Here is a 16,157-nt window from a genome sequence, read left to right as displayed (position 1 = left end):
ACGATCAGTGATCGTTATAATGCAAAGATAGGGAACAGTTATTTACGAAAAACACGTTTATTGCCATTATCATAATGAACAAGAATGAACGAACTTAAGAAGCACTGAATGAAAATGAACACGCGAAAATCAAAAAAATTATTGTATAAAAAACATCGTCTGTTTATCAGAATTGATAAATCAACCGTATATTGAATCAGACAATTTCATACAGACTTTAACGTTAGTTACCTATCCCATGCAACAACAAATAACAGGTGCCTTTTATGGTATTGCTATCGGCGATGCGCTGGGCGTACCGGTAGAATTCAAAACGCGTAGCTATCTTTCAGAAAACCCCATAGACACCCTTACGGGCAACGGGTGCTGGAACCAACCTGCAGGGACTTTTTCAGACGATTCCTCTCTTACTTTCTGCACAGCAGAAAGTCTTATTACCGGATATGACATTGCCGCTATGTCGCAAACATTTGTGCGTTGGGCGCAGGAAGGTTACTGGGGCGCGCACAACGAAGTATTCGACATCGGGCATACTACCCGCCGTGCCCTGCAAAGAGTCGCTACCGGAACCTCTCCCCTGATCAGTGGAGGTTTCGAAGAATTTGAAAATGGTAACGGCGCTTTAATGCGTATGATGCCGGTCGCCTTTTTCCTGGCAAAAGAAAATGATATCCATCTCCGCTACCAGACGGTGAAAGAAATTGCCGGTATTACTCACCAGCATTTCCGTTCGGTAATGGCCTGTTTTATTTACGTAGAATTCCTGCGCACGTTATTGTCAACCGGCCATTTGCAGGAGTCCTACCTTCAGATGCAAAGAGCGGTCAATGCTTATCTAAATACACAGTCATTTAATCCTGCAGAAGTAAAACACTATGAAAGGGTTTTACTGCAAAATATAGCGGAAGTCCGGGAACAACAGATCCATAGTTCAGGCTACGTGCTACATACCCTGGAAAGTTCACTCTGGTGCCTGTTGAATACCAGCGACTACGCCAGCTGCGTACTCCGCGCGGTAAACCTGGGCGGCGACACGGATACTACCGGTGCAGTGGCAGGTGCAGCGGCCGGATTACATTACGGAATAAATAATATTTCTCCGCAGTGGGTCAGCCAGGTGGCTAAATCAGCCGAAATCGGACAACTCGCCAATCGCTTTATGGCAGCCATTAACAGCACCAGCACCCAGTAAATTTATCCTCCCGGGAAACCGGCCGCATTTTTGCATATTATAGTTGTTCCGTTAAACTTTCAAGTCCTTGTTCCGTCTAATAAATGGTTGAAAAATAGCGGAATTGATAAGACGAGTACAACTTAATGCTACAAAAATGAAAAACAGATTTTATATACTGTTTGTGCTGATTGGCCTCCTGGGCACATTTACAGTTAGCAGCGCTTACGCACAGAGACACGGTGGTGGAGGTGGCGGTCACTTTGGTGGCGGCGGCCGTATCAGCGGCAGTCATTTTGGAGGAAATGGCGGAGGACGAATATCTACGCCACAGCATATATCTTCACCAAGAGTAGCACCACCTGTTAGCAGAGGCTACTATCGTGGTGGTTACCGTCCCGGCTACTATGGCCATGGCTATGGTTACTACGGACGCCCTTATTACAGGTACAGACCTTACTATAACCCATTTTATCCTCCTTTAGGCATATACGTTTCATCTCTACCTTTCGGTTACTTCTCACTTGGAGCCTCCTTTGGCCCAATGTACTATTACGGAGGTGCCTATTATGAATCTACCGGCAACAGTAAAGGCTACAAAGTGGTAGAAGCCCCTTTGGGTGCTGCAGTTCCGAACTTACCGGAAGGTGCACAGGAAATAACAGTAGATGGAAACACCTATTACGAATTAAATGGTACCTATTACCAGGAAACGATGACTGATAACGGCAGACGTTATGTGGTAGTTGGAAAGAACGGTAAAATAGGCGACAAAACAGTGACGATTACAGACGACCAGGGAAACCAGGGGAACAACGCCCCAAACAATGATCCCGGCAATGACACAGACAATATGATTACACAGTTGCCGGATAATTGCCGCACCGTGAATATCAACGGTCAGCAGCTCTTTTTATCACCAGACGGCATGTATTATCAATCTGTTTTAAACAGTGATAACACCATAGCAGGTTACAAAGTGGTGGGTAAAATGAATGCCGATAATTAAAGAAAATAGTTATTCAGATTAACAGGGAGCCGGTTTTTAACCGACTCTTTTTTTGAGGCAATCTTTCCGTCAAATAAGCCTGTTTCAGCACTTATTAAAGGTACTACCTACCAACTGCTGCTGGCGCCTCCACCTCCGGAAGAACCACCTCCCCAATCCGAAGAAGAAGACGAGGAAGAACTTGAAAAACTACCCGAAGAAGACGAGGAAGACGAGGATTCCACTAATTTGGCAATGGTAAACCGATACTCATGCTTAAATCCACAGGCCATACAAGCATATTTGGTAACGCCCCAACCTTCTGAAGAATAAGTAGCAGCACGCTGCGTAACCATTCCACCGTTTTTATACGTCATGTGTGCACAGGAAGGACATTGCGCCATCTGCGTATGCATATTCGTGTAATTCAGAATTATTTTGTTATCGCAGGTATCACACCCCCATACATCGTAATCTACGGAGTCCAGCTCTTCTTCTATCACCTGCTTCTTGTCCAGGAATTTATTATCTGCCGCCTCATCGAGCTTATGCATTGGCTTCAGACAGTGATGACAATCATAAGGATCATTTCTCAGATGATCCAGGCGCTTCTTTAATAACGCCAGGTATAACCAGAGATAAGGAAGGGGAAAGACATAACGCGCACGACCAAAATCCCGCAATAATATCTCCAGACGAAGCCATTTTTCATGCCGGTCTTTTCCTGTCAGCAGCATCCCTGAACGCATCATGATGATCAGCACGGCCACATGCATAAACACTACCCATGTCACATAATATATTACAAATGTTTTTATAAATCCTACATCTGTATGCCGCTGGTGGGCGATATAATAAATACAGCTAAAGGCTGCCAGATGCAATAACACCTGCCCCATCCAGCCTGGATGCAGAAATTCATTCGGATAGGCTGAAACGGGCACCGGCTCAGGATCGTTAGCCCCTGTTTTCTTATTTTTTTTGCCGAAGAAAACCCGCACCATCAACGCTGACGCAATGATCCAGAAAATCAGGCCAATGAAAGAGAAATCACCAGTGTAAGAATAGGAGTTCCCCGAAGAGGAAGTATCTGCAAACTGTTGCGGGTCGGCATACACCACGTTGTTATCTAAAGGCGGATTATCCGTTGTTGCATCTGCCGGAGTAGCAGAGTCCATCGCGGGCGCCGCCATTGGTACCGGATTATCCGGTAAAATATTTATAGCCACCGCGGTGGTATCAGAAGCCATCAGGGAAGGATCTGATGCCGGCATATCCGGTAACTGATTGTATGCGTAGTTGCCATTATTAAACAACGAGGCTACCGACAGGAGCCCATCGGTAAAGGCCGCATCATAGTTATGTTCCTTGATATGGGGAATCATGTATTCCTGTTGGATACGAAAACAGATGATATCCGGCATATCTGCTTCAATGCCGGTACCTGTTTCAAATTCCAGCTTGCGCGCATCTTCTACCATCAGGATCAGCAATCCGTTATTCTTCTCTTTATCCCCTATTTTCCAGTAATTAAACAGTTTATGTACAAAATCGCGGGACTCGTTTTCGCCGATGCTATGCATAATCACTACTGCCACCTGCACTTTGCCGGTATTATCCAGCGCAGCTATTTTTGTATTCAACTCACTTACTGCCTGATCAGAAATCAAATGGTCTGGATTACTGACATAACCACCTCCCGATTTTTTGGGATCCGGAACATCTGCCACCGTAAACTTTTGTTGTTTACTTTTGTCACATGAAACAAAAAATACCAACAACAAGGCCAGCAAAACACTTTTCATAAAATATGGACATCGCTTCATTTTGGGATACATTCTACCCCTCTAAGATATGTTTATTTAACTTTTCATTTAAACAGAAAAAAGTATTTTAATCCGCTCATGAAGCCCTCATTCACGATATGGCTATTACTGTTATGCTTTACAGCAATCCACAGCTTTGCCCAAAACAAGGCTAAAGACACCACGGCTACGCCACCGGTGCAACTGAAAACCGTGCATATCATCCAGTATAATTTTTTCAAAGATTCCCTGGCTTTCCGGGAAGAATATGGGAAGGCGCTTACTTTCAGGCGCCCCAAGTGGTATGAGGTGTACCAGGGGCTGAGTGTAAATATCAACAACCTATATAAGGTAACACAGTATAAAAAGAATAAGAAGAAGATCTCCTTCCGGCATATGTTGCTCAACAAGGAACAGGAAATGTATGTAAACAGCGTTTATACGCCCTCCCTGGTAAATAAAGTGACGCAACTGGATGGTGACAGTCTTCAACTTTTCATGCAACGGTATACGCCCGAATATTCGTTTTTAAAAACCGCCTCGGATTATGATATTTACCTGGAAATAAAAAAGCAATACCAGGTCTTTCTCAAAACCCGCGACAGCCTGCCACCTCAACCATAAATTCATTTCTTTGCAGCGGGCTGCCTTTAAAAATACTATATTTCAGTATCCATACGTTTTACTAATTACCGCCATAATTGGGCAGTTATAGTAACGGTGTTGATAAGATTACATAAATTAGTGATCTCAAACCAGTTAACGTTGTTATTAGTTTTAAGATGATCAATACAGCTCACATGAAAAGGTTTTTCATATTGGTTGCCCTCTTCGTTCCGGTATTACTGAACGCACAAGCGAAACTCAGTCAGCCGGTGATAGACGATTTCTCCAACAGGGTGGCTGCACACTACCAATTGCCCCATGACTCTATCTCAGGCTATATTGCAGAACAGCTCACCCGCAGTGGTAATGCCGGCTTGGATATAGATTCTACCGTTTTTGACCTGAAGAAAGACCCGGTAGCCCTGGACGCCGCCCTGAAATACCTGTATCAGTACAGTGATTGTAACAGGCAGCGGTTTATTGCCAACCTGCGTAGCCTGGACCTGCAAACCAATAGCGTATTTCCTATTGCAACATATACCGCCAATAAATTTAAAGGCGAGGTGAAAGCCCTGCTGGACGATAAAAAAGATTTTCTGACTACCTATACCGGTCCTGTTACCGGCAAAAAGCCTCCTGCTACCATTGCAGAAGTAGCCGCCGCCAACCAGGCCGCAGCTACCGCACCGGCTAATACCAGTACCAGTGCCCAGGAAAACACCGCTGCCACCACAGATGGCAGCACCGCTCCCGTTGCTAACACTGCCCCGGCTACGGATACACGTAACTGGGAAGTACGTCCCCTGTTCCAGGTACGCAACCCTGAACAATTGCTGGAAATGTATGGCGCCAGTAATGTTACCCAACATGACGCTATTAACCTGGCTGGCGATAAAGAAGGAGAAGCTTACCTGATTTACCCGGATACAGATAATGAGCTGGAAGTGCAGTTTGATGGAGAAAACGGCAATATCCTCACTTTTTCCCACTATCCTTCCAAATGGAAATCGCCCTATGGCATCAAAGCCGGCGATCCCCTGGATAAACTCATCAAAGTGAATGGCCGTCCATTTAAACTCAACGCTTTTGAGTGGACCAATGGCGGCATGGTATCCAGTTGGAATGGTGGTGCCCTGGAAGGTAAAGGGGTAATCATTGTGCTGAAAGCCAACAATACCGGCGATCCCAAACAATATGACCAGGTAACGGGCGATAAAACGATCCGTTCTGATACCCCTGCACTGAAAAAACTGGACGTTATTATTGAATCTGTGGCGTTTAAGGCAGCCAACTAGTTGCACTTATCAATCCGGGTGATTATCTTGTTCTTATGAAACAATTCTTATTACCCGGATGCCTTTTGCTCCTGGCACTCATTGGCATTTCCACTAACATGAATGGACAAACGAAGAAGTATCCGTCATTAAATCATATGGCGTTGTACGTGGTAAACCTCGAACGCAGCACTACTTTCTACCGCGATATTATTGGGCTGGAATCTATGCCTGAGCCATTTAAAGATGGCAGACATAGCTGGTTTAAGGTAGGAGAACATGCACAGGTGCATGTTATTTCAGGAGCCGCGCAGGCCACTACACACGATAAAAACACCCACCTGTGTTTCAGTGTTCCTTCTATGAAAGATTTCCTGGAAGTGCTGAAACAGCATAACATCGATTTTGAAGACTGGCCTGGTAAAGCAGATGCGGTGACCAAAAGGGTAGATGGCGTACAGCAGATCTACCTGCGTGACCCCGATGGCTACTGGCTGGAAATCAATGACGACAAATACTAAGTTTATTTCAGGTCTTTTTCCAGCGCGGCGGCTTTAGCTGCTGCGGCGGCATCAGCAGGGATCAATTTCAGCCAGGACAATGCTTCCTTTTTGTTTTGCTGCTGTGCGTAATAGAGCGCTATGTAAAATGCCGCATCGTATTTAAAAACAGATTCCCCTCCATATACTTTTTTAAGGTCTGCCAGCCCTCCGGCGGTTTCACCGGTGTGGGTGGCAGCCACTCCCCTGTAATAGAGCGCCATCTGGCTGTTGCTGTCGGTTTTGAGATAAGTATCCAGCAAAGGAATCACTTTCGTGTATGCCTTCTCGTTAAAATAAAGAGCGGCAGACTGTAACAGGCTGTCCGCATTATTTCCCCTTTCCGCGGCTACCTGCATTTCAATGTTGCCATATGTTTCCATATAGCTGGTATCGTGCGAATAAAAGCGGAACAACAGTACGCCGGCGAGTATAGCTGCGGCAGCGCCTACGGCAGTGAGGTATTTTCTGATACTGATCACTTTCCCCTTACGGCTGAAATGTGTTTGACGTTGTTGCTGTAAAGTAGCTTTCAGAGCTTCCCTACCGGTATCCCGCTGCAAACGGTCAGACAGTGTAGCAGTTACCTCCTGGTATTGTGCCAGTGCGGCTGCCAATGCAGCATCTTCCTGCAACGCAGCCTCAAACTGCAACCGTTCTTCCGGCAGCATGTCCCCATCTTCATAACGGATAATATCTTCATTATTATAAGCAGCCATACACTAAATTTTCTGAGCCTGAATATATGATAACAACGTAGCCATGCACTCGGATTTTTTTTTCCGGAGATAGCCATAAGTGACGCCCATTGCTTCCGCAATTTTTTCCTGGGCCTCGCCGGTAAGCGATTGCCGGAGTATTTCCCGGCACTTCTCTCCCAGCCTTTCAAACTGAGTCAGAAACATACCTGCCTGCGCCTCTTCTTTCAACACCTGCTCCGCGGCAGCAAATACATCTTCTCCTACTTCATATAAATCATCCAGTCTTTTTGTTACCGGCTGACGGCCTCTTTTTTTTATTTCATTCAGCCATTTCCTTTTACAGATCAGTAAAAAGAACGGCTCAAAGGGACAGGTGAGCTGCAACTGCTTATATTTTGCCTGGTTATATACATCTATAATAGACTCCTGGAAAATATCTGCCGCATCATCTTCCGTACCCTGATGCTGCAGGATATGGTGTTTAATCTTTCCGGCGAAGCGCTCATATATCTCCTGTACCAGCCGGGTATCGTTCCTTAGCAGGCCATCAAGGTATCGCTGATCGGGGTGAGTACTCATCTGGGATTGATTTGCATTGGTTGATAGGAACATGCCATGATTAAAAATACATCTTTCTAAAAAAATATTCTCAAAAGGGGGGTAACAAAATAAAAGAGGTGTTGATCTACTATCAAACAAGCGAAAACATTACTCAAAAAAAATACTTTTATGAAAACTATTTCCTTAAAAACAATTACCTGCTTAGTAGCCACCGCCATGGCCATTTCTTCCTGCAAAAAGAATAATAGCCAGGAAGTGGCGCCTGATAAAGGGCTGGACGGAAAAATGCTGTCAGAACTACTCAGCACTCATGCCCCTAAATTTGAACACTTTAATATAGATGCTGCTGCCGGTGGTGTGATCACCACCACCAAGGGCACAAAATTTACGATTCCTGCGAATGTTTTTATTACGGCTACCGGAGCGCCTGTAACCGGTGCTGTAGATATCAGTATCAAGGAGATGAGAGATGTGAGCGATATGATCTTGTCGGACAAGCCTACAGTGACAGCGGATGGAAAGATACTGGTGTCTTATGGGGAGTTTTTTGTAAAAGCAGTGCAGAACAATCAGGACCTTTCCCTGCGACCGAAGAATGACACAGGGAATGGCATCCGGGTACAGGTGCCCGCCAAACCACGTGATAATGCAGGAGGTCCCAATGGTATGAAAGAAGTGCCAATGTGGAGCGGAGATACCACCGTTACCTTCACTCAAAACGGTTTCAACTACATTAATCAACCGGTAACTATTACCAAACAACAATCTGTTTCCAAAGGTGTACTCTGGAACCAGATACAGAGCAGCTACGCCTTGTTTAATTCGGCTAACGGTACAATGGACTTTCGTCTCGATAGCCTGATCCGGTGGGTGAACTGCGATGGACTGGCATCTATGCCTAACCCCAAAACTACTGTGATGGCCTATTTCACCAATTACTTTAATGCAGAAACCAGTGCCAGCTATAGTGGAGAACAACCCAGCATGCTGTTCTTCAAACCTAAGAACTTCAATACCCTGGTGAAATTCTATAACGTAATTATGACGCCGCCAGCAGGCAAGGAAGGATTCCATAGCTACCAGACTTCAATCCCTGTAGGAATAGAAGGTACTTTCCTCGCTATCAGCGCAATAGGTGGACAATTATATGCTGAACAAAAAACAACTACCATCGGCACACCTGCCGCAGGTGACGACTATACGACCGTAAGCTTTAACCTACAACCAGTTGATGCTGCTACGCTGCTCACACTGATCACCAGCATGAATTCCAAATAACGGCCTGTTATCCGTTTACAATTACTCCAAACTGAAAAGCAATAAGTCAATCAACCCGGTTGACTTATTGCTCATTTTATATAATATTTATTTATATTTATGTTATATGCAACACGCTGCCCCTGTCCTGACACTATTTCTTATTTTTAGTAGCATCTGTATGGCGCAAACGCCTTCCTCTCCTGCATTTCCGCAGGATACTGTACCGGCAGAAATTGTGGTACAGGGAACAGACGACAGTCTGCAACTCGTAGCAAAGCTTCGCCCACTGAGGCAGATAGCTGGCGCCCCCACCTCCTTTTACACCTATTTCTGGGAATTGGGAGATGGATCTTTTAGTTTCAGTAAAACACCAGAACTGCATTATAAAGATACCGGTACCTACCAGGTACGACTATACGCTACTAATAACTATGACGATGGTAAGGCTCCGCCTACCAGACCCCGGCCCATTAAAATTAAAAAACCGGTAAAGAACAGCGCCTGGGCATCTCATTTTTTTCATGGCGCCGGCAATATAGAAATGAAGATCAACCGCAACCCCAAGCCGGGAGAAGATTTCATGGCTTTGATTGGTTATAGAAATGTATCCGGAGATGCCGGCAGCGGTACCCTTCTTTTATTTTACAATGAGAAGCAGTTTGGCCATGCCGGGTTTGATCTCACTGAAAAAAGAAGCTATCATGGAGAAGACAGCAGCTCTTTATCCAGCCTGTTGACGAAGCTGGAAACGCCGGAACAAAGTCCGGACATGGCTTTCGCCCACGGCCCCTACGCCGCACCAACAGCAGTTACCAGCAATGCTGCTACCAAAGCATTGTTGCAGTCCATGCAAAGCACTTACAGCAGTCATCACATATTACACTACAGCAATACCAATAAAACAGACGAACAATTCCTGTTTCTCAATATGCATACCCTGCCGGAAATGATACAGGATACCAATGCTACTGTTACTATGACAGCCATGCTGGTGCCCGACAACACATTGATGGCGCCAGAAGTATATGAGCTGGAAATGGCTGTGGTAGCCTCTCATGACCCCAACCGGCTGCAACTGAAAAAACACCGCATTAACTATCGTTTTATGGGTAAGAAAAAAGAACTCACCTATAAAATTCAATTTCAGAATACCGGCCCAGGCCCCGCTAAAAGAGTCGCCATCGGCATTGCAGTTCCCCGGCAACTAAACACACAAACGATACAGTTAAAAGAAATCAGTCCTGCCTGTATTGCCTGCGACTCTGCCTATCGGCAGCAAAGCTGCATTGACACAGTACGCACCAAAGACAGCATCTACTTTGTATTCCGCAATATCTACCTGCCAGGATTACAACAGGAAGGTGTAACAGATGAAGATTCTACCAAAGGATTTGTGCGGTATAGCATTTTATTTAAAAAGAAGCCCAGGAAGATTCCTTTCAGCAGCCGCGCTGCCATTATATTTGACAAAAACGAACCTATTTATACCAATCGTGCTACGGCAAGATTCATCAAAGGCTTTTCACCGGGTATCGTAGCCGGCTATACGTTTTCGCCTAACAGTGGAGACTATACGCTGAAAGGCCCCTTGCAGCTCGGCGCCGTACTGGCACCTTTTGCTCCCGACCGGCCTTACTTCCAGGTGGAAGCCTATGCCGGGATATTGGAAAAAACATCATCAGAAACAACCATTGTGCGCGACAAACGCGACACTACCATCAACGGACAGGTGTATTTAATCGGCGGCAGAAATAAACTCATCACCACCTCCCGTCAATCGATGCAGCTGGTGCCCCTGCACTTCCGTTACAACATCAATAACTGGGTAGGTGTGGGCATAGGTGCACTGGCACAGATAAATATCGCCTCCACTACTACCACCGAATCGAAAGTATACCTGACCACCGCGCAGCAGCCAACCGTCATCGCTAACACCGTGAGCAAAACCATAAAGGATGATACACAGTGGTTTGCCAGCCTGAATGCCGCACCATTCGCAGACATACAGGTGGGGAAAATAAAAAGTGGTCCGGCCATAGGATTCCGTTACCTGCATCAGCTCAGTGGTGACACCAGAGATCGATTCTTTCTTTACGCCATCTACAAACTATAATTAATCCTATCTTCAGCTATTATAAATGGCTGAAGTCGGATCATATATTGCCCTGATCAAGAACAGGCTGCTGTTACTGGCAGTAGCAGGGCTTTTCATCTGTTGGCAAGACCCGGATAGCACGGTCTTCAAAAAGTACCGGGACAGTAATCAGCTCTCGGCCTGGATCTATGCACAGATTCAATATCCTGCCGCTTCTCCCTCTGCCAAAGCCTTACAACTCAGACATGCACAGGGAAGTGCCTGGCGCACGCCTGCCAGTACCGATGAAATACAGGCCTGGCAGGACCTCCTCATTAATCAGGGGTATACTTTACTCCAAAGCGGGGATATTATTTCTTCTACAGATGCCTATCAACAGGCATTTGAATGGGGACGGCAACATACTGCCATCACAGATCCCAGCCTGGTACTGGAATATATTCTTAAGCCTTTAGGCAATAATTATACAAGGCTGGGCGACTATGAGCAGGCGTTATTCATTCATCGCATGGCACTGGAATTTGCCCGTGAGCTGGAGGACAAGCAAGCCATAGCAGCCACTTACAGCAACCTGGCTAATACCGCGGCCAATATGGGACAGCTACAGCAATCGCTTGTATACTGCAGGGAAGGCGCCCGCCTGGCAGATAAACGCAGTGCTACTTACGGATTACTGCTATCCGAACAGGCCGATGCCTGCCAGCAACTACAACAATACGCCGCTGCCAAACAAAGCATACAACAAAGCATTGCCATATTGCGGCAACAACCCGCCACTAACCAGGAAGCTGCGCACTGGCTGTTTATGGCCTATCAGCAGGCTGGTGATATTTATCTCTCCACACCCACCATTGCTGCACAATACTACCAACAGGCTGCCGCTATGCCGGAAAGCAAACGCGCGCTACGCAGGCGGGAACAAGCCCGGTTGTTTTTACGGATGGGTAAACTTCAGCTCTCCCTGCAACAGCCCCGGCAAGCCCTGGCATGGCTGGATAGCTGTGCCAACATTCTGCTACCGGGAAAGAATATACGTCATTTGAACAGCCGGGATATTTATGGAGAATACGCCCTGCTTGATCTCCTGTTCACGGCAGCTACTGCCTGTCAATCGTTGCAGGAGTCTGCAACGGCGCTCTCCTTATATCGTTTATGCTTTGCCGCAGAAAAAGAATTACGGCATCAATATATTTCCTCTTCTGCCAAAGAAACAGCTATTTCAGATAGCCGTTATCGTTATGAAACGGCTATTACCCTGGCGTGGCACTGCTGGCAAATGACCCACGACAAGCAGTATCAACAGGCGATGCTGCAGTTTATGGAAAACAGCAAATCACAACTGTTGTGGGAGGAAATGCAACAGCAAACCCATTACACCGGCAACGACTCCATACATAAACGTATACGGCTGCTGGAACAGGCACAGTTGTATTACCGTAAAGAAGCGTTGCAATCCGGTCGCAATGATAGTTTACTACAAGTTCGGGAGCAACGGGTGGCCTGGGATCTGGCCACGCTACGTAAAAAAATCCGTCCTGCTCCCGGCGCTGAAACAGATGTATTGCCGACAGACAGCATTCTGCACTTGCTGGCGCCGGCACAACTGATCCGCACATTTTTCACCGGCAGCCATACTTTGTATACAGTAGAACTGGACCGAAATGGTATCCGCTATGTAGACAGCAGCGCCATTGACAGAGATGCTATTGCGCATTTTAAGCAGCTATATTTCGAAGCAGGACCACAGGCTATGCTCAACAACCCCAAAGCCTATTACAACGCTGCCTACGGCCTCTATACGCTGCTATTTGCGCGTCATCCGTTGCAGCCACACAATACTTATCTGCTGATGCCAGATGGCGTACTGAGTACATTGCCTATGGAGGCACTGGTAACGGATGCCACTTACAAACCGGCCATTGGCAAATGGCCCTTCCTGGTGAAACAGGCCACCATTTCATACGCCTATTCATTACGTACCTGGCGGCTGCAGATGCAGGCGCCTGCCAACCGGCAAGGCTTCAGCGGCTTCTTTGTTTCGCAGCAACAAGCAGGATTATCGGACCTGGAAGGAGTGAAAAAAGAAAAAGAAGGCATGATGCCCGCTATCACCAACGGCAACTGGTTTGTAAATGAACAGGCCAGCAGCGGGAAATTCCGGCAGGCATTGACGCAGTCAGCAGTGGTGCATATCAGCACGCATGCATTTATTAAAAAAGATAGTGCTGATGCACCGCATATTATGCTGTATGATGCACCGTTTTATTTATTTGAATTGAATGGCCTGCAGCAGCATCCGGCGATGGTAGTGCTGAGTGCCTGCAAAACCGGTGATGGACGCCTGGTAACCGGAGAAGGTATACAAAGTATGGCGCACGCGTTCATGGCCGGAGGAACCCCGGCTGTAGTAGCGGCTTCCTGGAATGTAAATGATGCCACGGCACCATTATTAATGCAGCAGTTTTATACACAACTGTCGAAACAAAGCAATGCCGCCGTAGCACTGCAACAGGCCAAACTCAACTGGCTGCAKGATGCCGGGGTATCAGATATCCACAAACTCCCCTATTACTGGGCAGCACTGAGTTTCCAGGGCAATACGCAGGCGATTGTTTTGCATGCCTCCCCGCATTATTGGTATTGGCTAATATTACTACTCCTGGTACCCGCAGGTATGTGGCTACTGAAACATAAAAGAAAGCCCAACCCCTGATTTCCACATCACTACAGCGCTGCTATATGATGAAATTCTAAAGACTTGCTTCCGGATATCAGAATCCCCGGATTTTTCCTTAAATTCAGGGAAGAGAGTCCTCTAGTCATACCCTGCATTATGTCATTACTACTGAATGTTCCCTTAGCGGAAAAAGAGAATGCTATATCAAAGGGCGCCCAATGGGATCAAGTCGCCCAGGCCTGGTTTTTACCGGAAGATCAATACGATCGGCTCATGGAAGTAGACCAGTGGATTCCGGAAAAAAATCCGGCTATTATCCTGCCGACTGAAATTACCATTGTACATGCCGACAGGCCCTGCTGGAAATGTCAGCAGCAAAATCGCATTATAGCTATTGCCGGGAATTATTTTTATGAGAAAGATATCAATGACCGGGATGAGCCGGTATGGCTGGCGCAGGACTTCTTTACCGTATTTCAACAGATTTCGGCTGTATCCGGCAACCTGCGGACTTTCCTGCAGGACAACTATCCTCATTACAAGCCGGCCTCGTCTCCGTCTACAGAAAGTCACCACTGGCTTAATCATTGTGTCTCGTGCAGCAGCATACAGGGAGATGGATTTCTGTTTGAAGAAGCAGGTGTATTCAGTCCGGCAGAGAAAGAAGCTGCTAACAAACTGCAACTCAAAAATTTCAGCCTGAAATATGCACCTTTGATTGATGCCGTTTACTCCCTGGGAGATCACCTGCGGCTAATCAATGAATTTGCAGAACGGGGAGATATTTCAGAAGAAAACGCCTGAAACGACTCCCCTCACTACATCTATTCAGAAAGTGAATACGACATCCCTGCATCAAAGCGCACCCGCTTCAACACCGGCTGGCTGGCAGTCTTAAAGATAATATGACTGATTCCCGGCTCCCCCTCTCCGTCATATTTTTCAATGGAATATTGCAATGCCTGTCGCTCCACATCCACTACGTTACGTATAGCCGTGTCTGTTGTATTGGCGACATAATACCATACTGCGGCTTCTATTTCAATTTGTCCTTCAGGGCTTATTTCTTTATCGTCATAATACCCTTGCAGCAAAATATTGGTCTTCTTCAGCAGCGTTACTTTCCCCGGCTGTAATAAATGATAATCCACTACATATTCTTTAGGGTAAGGAAACTCAGGGTCTCCGGCAGGTTCATATACCTCCATTTTCCACTGCAGTATAATCCGGTCGCCATTGTTGAGCGCGGGGTCCTGTACGCCACTATTAAAGATCAGGGATACGGTGTCCTTACCTTTCACACAACTAAACAGTGCATCATCGCCAAAGTCGTTGAAACCAATATAAGTAAGGGTATCTGTATACACTTTCCCTTTTGTCAGGATCTCCCCTTTTCTAAAGTGGCTGATAAAAGCCGCCGCGGCAGTATCCTTTAATGCCGCAGGAGCAGCTGCTACTGTACTATCATGTTTCACCTGCGTACTATCGGCGGGCGGATTGTTTTTGGAACCGCCATTACATGACCATATCGCCAACAAACAAAGAAATGGGACAATCGTTTTCATCTGTATTTTTTGAAATAAATGGGTAAACTTATAATTCTACCCGTGCTTTTAAAAAGTCAAGGTAACGGGGATCTTCTTCTGTAAAAATCTCTGCCCCTTCCAGCATATAAGCCCGCAGCAGATGTTCCAGGGCTTGTTCCTCCTGTTTCAGCTCATACAGACATTCTCCCAAACGCAATTGCACAAAACCTACAGCTTGTGCATCGGGACCGTTTAAGGCATCAAAAAAGCTATTGGCGGCAGCGGAGTAGTCGGCTTTAAAAAATAACATATCACCAATGCTGGCATTGAGCCAGGTACTGGCTTCCCATTCATGTTTGGGCTCAGGTAGCAATTGCAATGCTTCCGTGAACTTTGCCAGTGCAGCATCATAATTTTCTTCATCAGCAAGTACATTGCCTTCTTCCGATAATGTTTCTATTTTCTCATACACTTCATCCGGAAGTGATTCTTCCACTACGGAGGCCAGGCCCTGGAATACGTGCAGGTACTTTTCATCGGCACCTTCAAATACGCGGCCACCGGATTTTTGCATGGCAATGTTCAGATACTGCTCCGCTTCCGTCATAGACCCATTTTCATAAAAGGCCTTGCCCAGCATAAATTCCCGGTCACCATCGTCAGCACGTTCCAGATCACACTGTTGCAGGGTTTTAGCCCATCTCAGCATAGCCGGAAAATCTTTTAATTCCAGGTAAGTTTCAGCGATGCTTAAAGCAAGGTGGAAGCTATCATCATAACTGTTTTTGGGGGAGGGCAACAGGTCCCAGGCCTCTTCCAGTTTTTGTGCATACCTGGCGAGGTCATTTTTTTCAAACAACACTTCTGATTCCTGCCAGATGGCTTCTATTGCTGCGATAATTTTTTGATCCCGTATTTCCATGTCTCCGTATTAAAAAGTACAGCGGTTGGCTG

Annotated in this window: 14 protein-coding genes; 9 read left to right on the top strand and 5 right to left on the bottom strand. The window is 46.2% G+C overall.

Annotated elements, in window-relative coordinates:
- Nucleotides 1–238: 238 nt before the first annotated feature.
- Together AC1DCV_RS00210 and AC1DCV_RS00205 are read left to right on the top strand one after the other, a co-directional pair.
- Nucleotides 239–1,192: an ADP-ribosylglycohydrolase family protein gene (locus AC1DCV_RS00210; RefSeq protein ID WP_477021320.1), complete on the top strand. Its 954-nt coding sequence runs from the start codon at nt 239–241 to the stop codon at nt 1,190–1,192.
- Nucleotides 1,193–1,328: 136 nt separating this feature from the next.
- Entirely contained in the window at nt 1,329–2,180 is an 852-nt protein-coding gene (locus AC1DCV_RS00205) for a DUF6515 family protein (protein WP_477021319.1), read from the top strand.
- A gap of 107 nt (nt 2,181–2,287) precedes the next feature.
- Here the strand turns inward: AC1DCV_RS00205 and AC1DCV_RS00200 are convergent, their stop codons facing one another.
- Nucleotides 2,288–3,964 (bottom strand): TPM domain-containing protein, encoded by a 1,677-nt coding sequence (locus tag AC1DCV_RS00200; RefSeq protein WP_477021318.1) that lies wholly within the window; start codon nt 3,962–3,964, stop codon nt 2,288–2,290.
- A 99-nt stretch (nt 3,965–4,063) separates the two neighbouring features.
- On the opposite strand from AC1DCV_RS00200, the gene AC1DCV_RS00195 reads away from it, so the two are divergent.
- The 3 genes from AC1DCV_RS00195 (at nt 4,064) to AC1DCV_RS00185 (ending at nt 6,365) form a co-directional block, all read left to right on the top strand.
- Nucleotides 4,064–4,588: a hypothetical protein gene (locus AC1DCV_RS00195; RefSeq protein WP_477021317.1), complete on the top strand. Its 525-nt coding sequence runs from the start codon at nt 4,064–4,066 to the stop codon at nt 4,586–4,588.
- 176 nt (nt 4,589–4,764) lie between these two features.
- Nucleotides 4,765–5,865, top strand: a complete 1,101-nt coding sequence (locus AC1DCV_RS00190; RefSeq protein WP_477021316.1) for a hypothetical protein — start codon at nt 4,765–4,767, stop codon at nt 5,863–5,865.
- A 35-nt stretch (nt 5,866–5,900) separates the two neighbouring features.
- Nucleotides 5,901–6,365: a VOC family protein gene (locus AC1DCV_RS00185; RefSeq protein ID WP_477021315.1), complete on the top strand. Its 465-nt coding sequence runs from the start codon at nt 5,901–5,903 to the stop codon at nt 6,363–6,365.
- 2 nt (nt 6,366–6,367) lie between these two features.
- Here AC1DCV_RS00185 and AC1DCV_RS00180 read toward each other — a convergent pair whose 3' ends face one another.
- Both AC1DCV_RS00180 and AC1DCV_RS00175 read right to left on the bottom strand, forming a co-directional pair.
- Entirely contained in the window at nt 6,368–7,102 is a 735-nt protein-coding gene (locus AC1DCV_RS00180) for a tetratricopeptide repeat protein (protein ID WP_477021314.1), read from the bottom strand.
- Nucleotides 7,103–7,105: 3 nt separating this feature from the next.
- Nucleotides 7,106–7,663 (bottom strand): RNA polymerase sigma factor, encoded by a 558-nt coding sequence (locus AC1DCV_RS00175; RefSeq protein WP_477021313.1) that lies wholly within the window; start codon nt 7,661–7,663, stop codon nt 7,106–7,108.
- Between the two features lie 150 nt (nt 7,664–7,813).
- On the opposite strand from AC1DCV_RS00175, the gene AC1DCV_RS00170 reads away from it, so the two are divergent.
- The 4 genes from AC1DCV_RS00170 to AC1DCV_RS00155 all read left to right on the top strand — a co-directional run bounded on the left by AC1DCV_RS00170 (nt 7,814) and on the right by AC1DCV_RS00155 (nt 14,481).
- On the top strand, nt 7,814–8,923 hold the full coding sequence (locus AC1DCV_RS00170; RefSeq protein WP_477021312.1) for a hypothetical protein: 1,110 nt from the start codon (nt 7,814–7,816) through the stop codon (nt 8,921–8,923).
- Nucleotides 8,924–9,029: 106 nt separating this feature from the next.
- A complete protein-coding gene (locus AC1DCV_RS00165) occupies nt 9,030–11,018 on the top strand; it encodes a PKD domain-containing protein (RefSeq protein WP_477021311.1) in 1,989 nt (662 codons plus the stop codon).
- Nucleotides 11,019–11,043: 25 nt separating this feature from the next.
- Nucleotides 11,044–13,713, top strand: a complete 2,670-nt coding sequence (locus AC1DCV_RS00160) for a CHAT domain-containing protein (RefSeq protein WP_477021310.1) — start codon at nt 11,044–11,046, stop codon at nt 13,711–13,713.
- 120 nt (nt 13,714–13,833) lie between these two features.
- Nucleotides 13,834–14,481, top strand: coding sequence for a DUF5710 domain-containing protein (locus tag AC1DCV_RS00155; protein ID WP_477021309.1), 648 nt, complete (start codon nt 13,834–13,836; stop codon nt 14,479–14,481).
- Between the two features lie 20 nt (nt 14,482–14,501).
- On the opposite strand, the gene AC1DCV_RS00150 is transcribed toward AC1DCV_RS00155, so the two are convergent.
- Both AC1DCV_RS00150 and AC1DCV_RS00145 read right to left on the bottom strand, forming a co-directional pair.
- Nucleotides 14,502–15,242 carry a hypothetical protein gene (locus tag AC1DCV_RS00150; protein WP_477021308.1) on the bottom strand — a complete coding sequence of 247 codons (741 nt, stop codon included), beginning with the start codon at nt 15,240–15,242 and terminating at the stop codon, nt 14,502–14,504.
- A 28-nt stretch (nt 15,243–15,270) separates the two neighbouring features.
- Nucleotides 15,271–16,125 carry a tetratricopeptide repeat protein gene (locus AC1DCV_RS00145; RefSeq protein WP_477021307.1) on the bottom strand — a complete coding sequence of 285 codons (855 nt, stop codon included), beginning with the start codon at nt 16,123–16,125 and terminating at the stop codon, nt 15,271–15,273.
- Between the last annotated feature and the right edge of the window lie 32 nt (nt 16,126–16,157).

The sequence above is a fragment of the Chitinophaga sp. 10T418 genome, from assembly GCF_056394125.1.
This window is presented reverse-complemented; position numbering and strand designations above follow the sequence as displayed.